At 68.2% G+C, this 11249-nt stretch carries 9 protein-coding genes; 7 read left to right on the top strand and 2 right to left on the bottom strand.

Translation table 11 applies throughout. The features are described from left to right. The 6 genes from Aple_RS00340 to Aple_RS00315 all read left to right on the top strand — a co-directional run. Positions 1–954 (top strand): ABC transporter permease (locus Aple_RS00340; protein WP_218038029.1); only part of this gene is annotated, 954 nt, incomplete at its 5' end. Then, positions 947–1831: an ABC transporter permease gene (locus Aple_RS00335; RefSeq protein WP_155342374.1), complete on the top strand. Its 885-nt coding sequence runs from the start codon at positions 947–949 to the stop codon at positions 1829–1831. The genes Aple_RS00340 and Aple_RS00335, both read left to right, overlap by 8 nt. A gap of 92 nt (positions 1832–1923) precedes the next feature. After that, a complete protein-coding gene (locus tag Aple_RS00330; protein ID WP_281361514.1) occupies positions 1924–3636 on the top strand; it encodes a dipeptide ABC transporter ATP-binding protein in 1713 nt (570 codons plus the stop codon). Between the two features lie 47 nt (positions 3637–3683). After that, positions 3684–4628, top strand: coding sequence for an alpha/beta hydrolase (locus tag Aple_RS00325; protein WP_218038028.1), 945 nt, complete (start codon positions 3684–3686; stop codon positions 4626–4628). Further along, complete coding sequence (locus tag Aple_RS00320) at positions 4625–6433, top strand: gamma-glutamyltransferase family protein (RefSeq protein ID WP_155342372.1); 1809 nt, start codon at positions 4625–4627, stop codon at positions 6431–6433. The genes Aple_RS00325 and Aple_RS00320 overlap by 4 nt, the downstream gene beginning before the upstream one ends. Before the next feature lie 91 nt (positions 6434–6524). Continuing rightward, positions 6525–7280, top strand: coding sequence for a GntR family transcriptional regulator (locus Aple_RS00315; protein WP_155342371.1), 756 nt, complete (start codon positions 6525–6527; stop codon positions 7278–7280). A gap of 14 nt (positions 7281–7294) precedes the next feature. Here Aple_RS00315 and Aple_RS00310 read toward each other — a convergent pair whose 3' ends face one another. Next, positions 7295–8611, bottom strand: coding sequence for a DUF1254 domain-containing protein (locus Aple_RS00310; RefSeq protein WP_218038027.1), 1317 nt, complete (start codon positions 8609–8611; stop codon positions 7295–7297). Between the two features lie 344 nt (positions 8612–8955). Between Aple_RS00310 and Aple_RS52715 the strand changes: the two genes are divergently transcribed. Then, complete coding sequence (locus Aple_RS52715; protein WP_174889769.1) at positions 8956–9393, top strand: DUF732 domain-containing protein; 438 nt, start codon at positions 8956–8958, stop codon at positions 9391–9393. 49 nt (positions 9394–9442) lie between these two features. Here Aple_RS52715 and Aple_RS00300 read toward each other — a convergent pair whose 3' ends face one another. After that, positions 9443–11248: an FtsX-like permease family protein gene (locus Aple_RS00300; protein ID WP_155342369.1), complete on the bottom strand. Its 1806-nt coding sequence runs from the start codon at positions 11246–11248 to the stop codon at positions 9443–9445. Between the last annotated feature and the right edge of the window lies 1 nt (position 11249).

The following is an 11249-nucleotide window of genomic DNA, read 5'->3' as shown; positions in this document are numbered from 1 at the left end:
CCGCCGCTAAGGTTCCTCGGCGGGCGGGTACTCGGTGGAGCGCTCGTGCTGCTGGTGGTGTCGTTCGCTCTGTTCTCCCTCATCTACCTCGCCCCGGGAGGTGCGGATCAGGCACTCGCCGGCCCGTACGCCTCGGCCGAGCAGCGCGAGGCGATCCGCCAGCTGTACCGCCTGGATGATCAGCTGCTGACCCAGTACCTGCACTATCTGCGGTCGCTGCTCGTGCTCGACTTCGGAGATTCGTTCCTGACGCGAGAACCCGTCATGGTCTCCCTGGCGCGGGCAGCCGGGGTGACGGTGCCCTTGATGCTCACCGCGTGGAGCGTAGCCATGGCTGGTGGCGCCGCGCTCGGGGTCATGTCGGCCCTGCGCCGAGGTGGACGGGTCGATCGATTCGTCAGTACGACCGTCGTGATCGGGGCCAGCACCCCGCTGTTCGCCACCGCGATCATCCTCACCTGGCTCCTCGGCATCGAGGCCGGCTGGTTTCCGACCATGGGCAGCGGCGACGGCGGGCTCGACACCGCGCGCCATCTGGTACTTCCAGCCCTGGCCATGATCGTCGTGCTGCTCGCGGCGGCTACCCGGGTGACGCGCTCAGCGGTGCTGGAGGTGCTGGACGAAGAACACGTCACGTTCGCAAGGTCGCGAGGCGTGAGCCCAGGCCGTGTTCTGTGGGACGACGTCCTGCGCAATGCCGCCGTGCCCTTGGTGACACAGGCCGGCGGCATGCTGATCGCCTTGGCGGGCGGCCTGGTGGTGGTGGAGTCGGTCTTCGGCCTCGACGGCATCGGCACCCTGCTCACCAGCGCTATCGCGGCGCGGGACGTGCCCATGATCCAAGCCGTCGCGCTGACGATCGCCGCGGCGATCGTCGCCATCAATTTCATCGTGGACCTGGCGGTCTTCGGGCTGGATCCGCGGGTCAGGAAGGGGGCGTGGGGACGTGGCTGAGGCAGTTCACACCGGCCGCCGCCGGATGAGCTTCGCCGCCCTGAGTCAGGCGTTGCGGAAGGCACTGTGGCGCACCCCGTTCATGGTCGCCACCGCCGGCAGCGTGCTGGCGGTCGCGGTGATCTGGGTGCTGTTCCCGGCCATCGCCCCACATGATGCCGACCTGATCGACGGCTCGCGGTCGTTGATCGGACCCGACTCCGGCCACTGGCTCGGGACTGACCAGCTAGGCCGTGATGTCTTCTCGCGAGTGATCGACGGGGCGCGCACAGGCTTGCTGGGACCTTTGATCCTCGCCGCGGCCACGACGGCCGCGTCGACCGTGATCGCGCTCGTCGCCGGATACCTCGGCGGGCGCGTCGACGCCATGACCGGCCGGATCATCGAGGTGCTCTATTCCGTTCCCCCCACCATCGTGGCCATCGTGGTCGTCGGCGTCACCGGTGGCGGCTGGTGGACCGCCATCGTGGTGCTGCTGGTCTTCGGTCTCCCCGCGAATGTGCGGCTCGCGCGTGCCGCCGTCATCGTCCGGGCGAGGCTGCCGTACGTGGAGGCGGCGCGCACGTCGGGGCTGTCCGGAGTTCGAATCATCGGGTGCCACCTGCTGCCGGCCATCACGCCGTTCGTGGTGGCCGTGTTCTTCCTGACGTTCACGTACGGGATAGTCGACCTTTCGGCGCTGTCGTTCCTCGGGCTCGGAGTGCCCCCAGGCGCCGCCGACTGGGGCCGGATGATCGCCGAGAACCGATCCAACCTGTTTCAGAACGCATGGGCGACCGTGGCGCCCGCAATCGCTCTCGTGCTGATCGCCGTCTCCACGAACATCATCGGCGACTGGATCTACTCGCGTTACGAATCGCATGGAAGGTCGCGATGAGCCCCATGTCGATGACGATCGGCTCGGCACAACCCGCCCTCGCTGTCGAAGGCCTCACAGTCCATGGACCGCGGGGCGGGCGAACCGTCCCCATCGTGGATGACATCGCCCTGCGCATCGCGCCCGGCGAAGCGGTCGCGGTGGTCGGTGAGTCTGGAAGTGGAAAGTCGGTGACCGCACGAGCTGTCATCGGTCTGCTGCCCCCAGGCCTGCGCGGTGACGGCTCGGTCCGGGTCGGCGGAACCTCACTGGCCGACCTCAGCGCCCAGCAGCTGCGGGATCTGCGGGGCTCGCGGATGGCGATGGTGATGCAGGATCCCTTCACCACACTCAACCCGCTGCATCGGGTTCGAGACATCATCTGCGCCACCTTGCGCGACGCCGGCGGTCGGCGCCTGAGCCGCGCGAACCGGCGCCAGGAGGCGGTGCGGCGGCTCGCCGAGGTGGGGATCGTTGATCCCGCCGTCGCCGACGCCTACCCGTTCGAGCTCTCGGGTGGGATGCGCCAGCGCGTCGGCATCGCCGCCGCGATCGCCGAAGAACCGCTGCTGCTGATCGCCGACGAGCCGACGACGGCGCTGGACGTGACCACCCAAGCCGAGATCCTGGCCTTGCTGAACCGGCTGCGTACGTCCCGGCAGATGGCTCTGCTGCTCATCACCCATGACTTGCGGGTGGCCGCCAGCGTGTGCGACCGCGTCTACGTCATGTACGCCGGCCAGGTTCTGGAGGAGTTGTCGGCTTCGCGCCTGCTGCGCGAGGCGCGCCATCCGTACACCGCCAAGCTCACCACCGCTGATCCCCCGCTGGATCGCCGGGTCGAGACCCTGCCCAGCATCGGCGGTTCGGTTCCTTCCACGGGAAGCCGGCCGATCGGCTGCCGCTTCGAACCTCGATGCTCATGGTCGACATCGGCCTGCGCGACCCACGCGATCGAGCTCACCGAGTTCGAGCCCGGACACCGCGTCCGGTGTACCCGGGCAGGCGAACGTCTCGACCTCGCGCATGCGGAAGATCTCGTCGCGGCGCCACCGGTCCGGCCCGCCTCCGGCGAAGCGATCATCCGCGTCATCAAAGCGTCCAGGCGCTACGGGCACAAACTCGCCGTCAACGCTGTCGACCTCGAGGTCTTCGCGGGCGAGAGCGTCGGCATCGTCGGCGAGTCCGGGTCGGGCAAGACCAGCATCGCGCGCATGATGATCGGGCTTGAGCCGGTCACGTCGGGATCCGTCGAGGTCGCCGGGGTGGATCTCGCCGCTTCGAAGATCACGCGCGCCGATTGGAGGCGTGTCCGCTCGACGGTGCAAATGGCGTTCCAGGACCCGTCCTCGACGCTGAACCCGGCGCGATCGGTCGGCGGCACGGTGCGCGAGGTGCTCCGAGCCTCCGACGTGGCCGACCCGCGAGCTCGTGCCGAAGAGCTCCTTGAGATGGTCGGTCTCGACGCCGCCTATGCTCGCCGGCGGCCTCGCCAGCTCTCTGGAGGGGAGCGGCAGCGGGTGGCGATCGCCCGAGCTCTCGCCAGGGATCCGCGAGTTCTGCTCTGTGACGAAGTCGTCTCCGCGCTCGACCTCTCGGTCCAGGCGCACGTGCTGAACCTGCTCAACTCCCTGCGGCGCTCGCTGGGGATCTCGCTCGTCTTCATCACCCACGATCTCGCGGTGGTGCGGCAGATCGCCGACCGCGTGTACGTCATGAAGTCCGGGCACGTCATCGAGCACGGGGCGACCGAGGACGTCCTGACCAACCCCCAGCACCCCTACACCCGCTCACTCATCGACTCCGTTCCCGGATTCGTGGTGTGACGGCTTCCATGCCCCACCCGAGTCAGGCGTGCCTCAGAGAGGAGAACGTGAACCCCGTGAAGTTCGGCACAGCACTGCCGCCCATCGAGGTCATTCCGTACACCGTCGTGGATCAGCGGCTCCTTGAGCCCGTTGCCGTCAGCGTCCTGGACGGGGCGACCTCGTACCTGAATGTCGCGATCGGTAGCCACGTCGGGTGGCGGCCGCTTCGCGTCGACCTCCATGTGCCGGCGACCCACCCCGCACCGTTCCCGGTCGTGGTGTACGCCCACGGCGGCGCGTTCGTCGCCGGCGTGAAGGAGATGGGCCCGTGGGCCGGCCTGCCGAGCCGCGGAATCGCCGTCGTCTCCGTGGAGTATCGCCTCGCCGGCGAGGCGCGCTACCCAGAGCCGGTCGAAGATATCGTGACCGCGATCCGCTGGGTCCGTTCGAGCGCGGATCAGTTCGGTCTCGACCCTGGCCGGGTCGCGGGCTGGGGCAGCTCCGCAGGCGGTTACCTGATGGGCCGAGCGGCGCTGAGCGGCGGGAACACCGGGGGCGGCCCGGTCGCCGAACTCGCTGACCACAGCGCCGAACTCGACGCTGTGGTACTGCACTACGCACCGGTCGATCTCGGCGCCGTGCTCGACGTGGCCGCGGCGGACCCGAGCTTGCGAGACAGGCTGGCTGTCACGATCGATCTCGTCTACGGGCGCACGCTGGACGACGCTGACCTGCCCGAGGTCCTGGAGCACGGGTCAGTCGTGGCAGCGGCTCGGCGGGCGGAGCGGCTGCCGGCGTTCCTCCTCGCGCACGGTAGCGCGGACCGCACGGTGCCACTCGCCCAGAGCCGGATGCTTCGAGACGCCATCGCCGAGCGGGGTGGATCCTGCGAGCTCGTCGTCGTCGACGGGCAGGAGCACGCGTCGCCCGTGTTCGCCGAACCGGAGATCGTGGACCCCACGATCGAGTTCTTGTTCGCCGCCTGGGCCCGGGACGGCGGTCGTAGATGAGTGTGCCCTCGCGGTTCCGTGCCCCGGCCTTCCTGGCACGGCCGAATGTCGTCGGAAGCTTCGGCGTCTGCGCATCCACTCACTGGATCGCCTCGGGCGTCGCGCAGTCTGTCCTGGAGCGTGGCGGCAACGCCTTTGACGCGGCGGCCTCGGCCGCCTTCGTGCTGCACATTGTTGAGCCTCATCTCAATGGGCCGGGCGGGGACCTGGTGGCGCTCATCGCACCCGTCGATCAGCCTGTCCAGGTGCTGTGCGGCCAAGGACCCGCGCCGCGAGGCGCGACCATCGAGCACTTTCACGCCGAGGGCCTCGACGCTGTTCCGGGCGCCGGGGCATTGGCGGCGGCCATTCCCGGTGCCGTCGACGCCTGGCTTCTGCTGCTGCGCGACTACGGCACCTGGGAGCTTGACGAGGTGCTGGCGTACGCCATCGACTATGCCGAGAACGGGCATCCCATCGTGGCGCGCGCCCGTGAGGTCATCGTGATGGTCCGCGACCTCTTCGTCCAAGACTGGAGTACGTCGGCCGACCTTTGGCTTCCTGGCGGAGCGTCACCCCGGCCTGGTCAGATCATCACCAACCCGGCGTACGCCGCCACGTTGCGCCGTCTCCGCGCGGAAGCGTCGGCCGCGGCGAAGGGCCGTGGGCGGCGGGACACGATCGACGCGGCGAGGGCGGTCTGGGGTAGCGGCTTCGTCGCTGAGGCGATTGAGCGGTTCGTCGCCGATGTCACGCACCGGCACGCCTCCGGGACGTCGCACCGCGGGGTGCTCACGGCGCGGGACATGGCGGGATACCGAGCGCACCTGGAACCCGCGGTCGCCCTGAACTTCCGTGGTCACCGAATCCACAAGGCCGGTCCGTGGAGCCAAGGTCCCGCACTGCTGCAGGCCCTCGCGATCCTGGACGGTTTCGCCGACGACCAGATTGACGTCGATACCCCTGCGGGACTGCATCGTGTGGTCGAGGCGATGAAGCTGGCGCTCGCCGATCGTGAGGCCTACTACGGCGACGGTCTCGATGCGGACGTGGTGGCCACGTTGCTCTCGGCCGAGTACGCGAAGGAACGGAGAGAGCTGATCGGCGGGCGAGCTTCCCATGACCTTCGTCCTGGCTCGTTCGTCGGGCTGCCTCAGCCTTACCGGCCACGACTGACGATCGCGGCCGACGACGAGTCGGTGGCGATCGGTGAACCAACGGTGCGGGTGACGGGCGAGGTGCGCGGCGACACGTGCCACCTCGACGTCGTCGACCGCTGGGGCAACGCCGTGTCCGCCACGCCATCGGGTGGGTGGCTGCAGTCGTCGCCGGCGATTCCCGAGCTCGGATTCTGCTTGGGAACAAGGCTTCAGATGACCCATCTGGACCCAGCGAGCCCTTCGGCGTTGCGACCCGGCAAGCGGCCACGTACCACGCTGACGCCCACGATCGTCACGTCCGCGGACACCGTCACGGCGCTCGGCAGTCCGGGCGGGGATCAGCAGGACCAGTGGCAACTCGTGTATCTGATGCGAACGTTGATCGCCGGCTTCGGAGCGCAAGAGGCCATCGAGGCGCCGATGTTCCATACGACCAGCTTCCCGGGGAGTTTCTGGCCGCACACCTGGGAGCCGGGAGGGCTGGTCCTGGAAGATCGGTTCGGCCCGGCGGTCATCGACGAGCTCGAGGCGATGGGTCACGTGATCCGTCGAGCCGGTGACTGGGCGCTCGGCCGCCTTTCCTCGGTGCGAGTCGATCGATCCCGTGGCCTGATCGAGGGCGCCGCCAACCCACGCGGCGCCCAGGGATACGCGGTGGGGCGATGAACTCAATTGCCGAGTGATTGGATGCAGTGCGCTAGAATTAGTGGGTCCATGATGATCGGCGCGACCGACTGGGTGAGGGAAACCATCTGCGGTGGCTGAAGACGTGGTGCTCGATGATGACCTCGCCCCCCAGGGCGCGTCGCTGAGCGATCAGCTCGTCGCCGTGCTCCAGCGACGCATCATCTCGGGGGAGATCCCGATAGGGACATGGCTTCGCCACAGCGCGCTGGCCGAGGAGTTCGGGATCAGCAGAACGCCGGTCCGTGAAGCGCTACGGATCCTGGCGTCGCAGGGCATCGTGACGATCGCTCCGAACCGGGGCGCCCAGGTCAACGGTCAGTCGGGCCATGACATCCGCGAGATCGGACAGGTGCGGGCTGAGCTGGAGGGTCTGGCTGCCGCACTGGCCTGCGATCGGATCGACGACCGGCAAACTCTGCGCATGATGCGGTCGTGGGATGAGTTCCGTGCCTCCCTCGACGAGCCCGTCGCAGTCCAAGCCGAACGCTGGGCCAAATCGAACGATCACTTTCATTCAGTGATTCTCGAGGCCGCCGGCAACAAGTACCTCACCTTGACGATCCGCGAGTTGCGTCGCCGGCTCCCGCACAATCTCTCGTTTGGCGCCTACGCGGGCAACTCGCGGCTGATCAGGAAGAACCTGCAGGAGCACGAGGCCATCACGAATGCCATCCTGGCGCAGGACGCCGGCCTGGCCCGCCGCTTGATGACGGAGCACATCAGGAACTCCAACGAGGCGATCGCGCACTGGGTCGATCAGTTTTCGGGGGTCAGACCTGAGACCGTTCGAAGGCATTCCCGGGTTCGGGTCACCGAGAGCACGTAACGGACCACGCCCATTCACGAGGCCCTGGTGATCGCGGGGGGTTTCCAGGTGCCGTCGATGGCGCTCCGCTTGGGCCAGTACATGCGGAGCATGAGGTTGAAGTCGCCGGTCGGGGCGGGTAGCCAGTTGGACTGGCCGCCCGCGGGAGGGTCGTGCTGGATGGACAGATCCACTGACCCGTCCGCGTTGGCGGCCGGCTTGACGGTGTGCCCGATCTCGTACCGGTCGATGGGGTTTTCGAGCAGGAATCCTTGGGCGTCGTACATGGTGATCGACCAGAACGCGCTGGCCGGAGGGGTCTGGCCGGGTTCGAAGTGGATGGTGTACTTGCTGGCGCCGTTCAGCTGCTGCTCCTTGCCGTCGACGAAGGTCAGCGGATAGATGGTGTCCTGGGGCAGGTTCGCGCCCAGGCCCTGCCAGGCGGTGGCCGCGCGCCGGAGATAGTCGGTGCCGTAGCTGCCCAGGTTGGTGGCGTATCGCCAGCCGTTGACGTCATTGCCCAGCGCGGCGACGCCCGCCTTGATCCGTTTCTGTGCCTCGGCCGGCGCCTGGTTGAGCGCCTGTGTCGTGGTCTCGTCGAGGGTGTCGGCGTTGAACGGCCGGCCCGGCTGGATGCCGAGCTTGGCCAGCGTGGCGACCATGGGCGCGTCCGCCGGGGCCGGGGGGTTGGTCCGCATGGCGGTGGCCAGGTGGGAGAAGAAGGTCTGGGCGGTCATCTTCTCGACCTGAGTTGGTGGAGAGGTGGCGGAGATGGCGGGATCGACCTTCCCGACCGGAGGCGTGTACGTGCCGTTGCCGTACGTGCTGAGCGGCTGAAGCGTGTACTGGGCCACGAGCTCTTGGACGGCGGGCAGGTCGGAAGGACCGTTGAGCTGGGTGCGGCCCAGGATCCACGCCGTGCTGGTGGGTGACTTGAGCTGCTTGACCCCCTCCGGAAGAGCGCCGCGCCAGCCCGGGGCGGTGATGGCGAAAACGCCTTCCCCGGTGCCGGTGGTCCTCTTGCCCGGTGAGGCGAACACGTTGGTCCAGCCGTCCAGCATGGGCATCAGGTAGTAGCGGCCGTGGGTGTCCGGCACGTGCAGCACGATGGGTTCCTTGGTCAGATCCAGCCAGGCGGAGGTGTAGAGGGTGTCGACGTTCGGCGACACCACGCCTTTGAACTCGGGCCCGGGGACGTTCTCGCCCTTCCCGAACTGGTTGATCGGCGCCCTGAAGGTGACCGGATCCGGCTTCTCCACATTGGTCAGGGTCTTCTTGGAGGTCTCCATCAGGACCAGGGGATAGCCGTAGATGTAGGCCTGGACGGCGTCCTCATTCAGGTCCCCGCGCACGGTGCTCAAACCTTGAGCCGATCCGAGCGGCACCGGGCAGAAGTGGGATCCATGGTGCCTCCTCCACGTGAGGGGGGAGATTCCAGAAGCCCTTCCGACGTACCTCTTCATTCTTCAATGGCCCATAAGCTCCCAATAGTCCCGATGGGTAAACCGAGTCCCATTGTTCTGCCAGCCGGCTCAGCGGACTCGGTCGTAGCTGAGGGCCAGCGTGCCGTGCTCGCCCGCCTGCGGCTGCTCCTGCCGTCACTGGACGGCTCGCCGACGACTACCCCGCCCGCCCTTGACGAGCAACATCACCGATTCATCAGAAAAGGGGTGGATCTTCGGCATAGCGTTCCTCAATGCATTCTCCACAGCGGACGCAGCAGGGATGGTCGCCGATCTCGGCGGGACGCCGGGCGACGGTGCTAATGGCGGGCCTTTTGGTGCTGACCGGGCTCCTGGCGGGGGCCTGCGGCAAGGACGATCCGGTCGCGGCGGCCCAGGCCCTGCCGACCCTGGCGAGCAACCTGCCGACGGCCGTACCCACCCTCGAGGGCAACGGATCGGTGCCGACGGAACAGCAGCGCAAGGAATTCCTGTTCTCTCTGGCCGTCGCCGCGCCGTGGCTGCTGGACCCGGACCTGGCGATGGCGGCGGCGAACAAGACCTGCCAGGACATCAAGAAGGGCCTCTCGGACGCCAAGACGATCGCGAACGCCCAGAAGTACTTCACCGACGTGGACGCCGAGCAGGCCAAGAAGATCGTCGACGCGGTCCGGGTGTGGTGCCACGAGTGACATAACGGTGGCAAGCTCCGGCGGACCTGCTCGAATCAGGAAACTCGGTTTAGAGAGCCTCGGTCACGGGACGGCGGCCGCCGAGGCGGGCGGGGACAGCGGTGAGCGCCGCCACCACGAGTACGGTGGCCAGCACCACGGCGAGCAGCTGCCAGAGGGATGGAAGCGTGGCCCTGTCGCTGTCGCCGCCGGTGATCGTGTTTATGGCGGCGAACAGGGCGACGCCTCCCGGGAAAACGCCCAAGACAGCGCCGATGAGCGCGGGGAGGACCTGTGCGGCCGCCATTGCCGTACTCACGTCCCGAGGGGTTGCGCCGAGGGCGCGTGCCAGCGCCGACGAATGCCGGTTGTCGAGCACCGTGGCCCAGGTGATGAAGATGGCGTTGACCGCCGCCAGGCAGAGCAGGATGACCATCCAGACGAGGAGCACCTGGCGTAGCAGCTCCACCTGAGCATCGTCATAGCCGCCGGCGAGGGGTTGGGTGGTGAGGAAGGCGTTGAGTATCAGCACGACGTAGATCCCGCTGACCGTGATCGCGATGCTGACCACACCCAGCACGACCCGTCGCGGCCGGCGGGCGGCGACCCGCAAGGCGAGAAGCAGCGGGACGGGCAGTCGCGCCGAGATCGCGATCAGCCAACCGACGCGGCGGGGTGGGCGTGGCGAGTCGGCCAGCGCGTTGACGGTGCTGGAGCGGGCGGCGCGCACGGCCGGAACAACGGTCGCGACTACCGCGACCGCGAGTGCCACGGCGGTGACCGTACCGACCGTGGACATGGTCATCGACGGGGTGCCCGCGCTGCCGACGAGGCCGGCGCTGGACTCGGTGAGCAACGGAGCGGTCAGTGATCCGACCGCCAACCCGGCCGCGGCCGCGACGATGGCCACGAGGACATACTCCGCGAGCAGCACGGCGGCGACCAGGCTCGGTGTGCCGCCGACCGCTTTGAGGAGTCCGACGCGTCTGGTCTGATCGGCCATCCGGCCGCCGACCAGCACCGAAAGACTGGCCACGGCGAGCAGGCCAAGCAGCCAGGCTCCAATCAGCAGCAGAATCTGGGAGTCTCTGGCCAGCTCAGTGGCCTCTTCGAGGATTTCCTCCCAGTACGCCAGGCGTGGAGCGTCCCGGCTCGCGGGGTGGTTTGCGACGAACGCCTGGGCCTCATCCGGGTCGGCCAGCTTCAGGTTCATCACGTGGGAGTCTGGGGTGAGGCTCCGCACATCCGCCTGAGTGAGCCAGACCAGTCCGGGATTGTGCAACAACCCCGGGGCGGCCCGATCGTCGGGAATGTCGCCGCTCATGCAACCGGCGACAAGGCAGGACACCCCCGGATAGGGCGGCATGATGGCGGTGACCGCGACGCCGACGACCTCGTACGACCGGCCGTCCAGGGTGACCGGATCACCGACGCGCACACCGAGCGCATTGGCGAAGGCGGCTTCGATCACCACGCCGCCATCGCGGACCCAGCTGCCCTGTACCAGCTCGGGCTGGTCGACCGACGCGGGCGCCGCGTCGCGCCCCACGGCCTGCACATCCGAGGTTCGACCGGATGCCTGAAGTTTCGCCGGGGCGACCGGGTACGGTCCGCTGCGGTCGATGACGCCGGGAGCACTGGCCAGTTCCTCGAGGCGGGAAAGCTCGCCGGGCCGGCTGACGCTGGCGACCACGTCGGGTCCGTTGGTCGCCTCCCGGGTGCTCTGGTACGGGTCGCCGGCCGCGTCGCGCAGGACGAGCCCGAGCGTCAACGTCGTGGTGGCCGCCATGATGGCGAGCAGCAGAAGCACGGTCTCGACGCGGCGCCGCCGAAGGTCACGTACGGCGAGGCGGCCCACGAGCAGGATGCGGCCCATC

The organism is Acrocarpospora pleiomorpha (assembly GCF_009687885.1).
Lineage (GTDB): Bacteria > Actinomycetota > Actinomycetes > Streptosporangiales > Streptosporangiaceae > Acrocarpospora > Acrocarpospora pleiomorpha.
Note: the sequence above shows the minus strand (reverse complement) of the source record. Positions and strands in the feature narration are given on the sequence as shown.

Coding starts and splice junctions, on each gene's coding strand:
- Aple_RS00320 (WP_155342372.1), top strand. CDS start 4,625: ATGAGTGTGCCCTCGCGGTTCCGTGCCCCGGCCTTCCTGGCACGGCCG.
- Aple_RS52715 (WP_174889769.1), top strand. CDS start 8,956: ATGCATTCTCCACAGCGGACGCAGCAGGGATGGTCGCCGATCTCGGCG.
- Aple_RS00300 (WP_155342369.1), bottom strand. CDS start 11,248: ATGGGCCGCATCCTGCTCGTGGGCCGCCTCGCCGTACGTGACCTTCGG.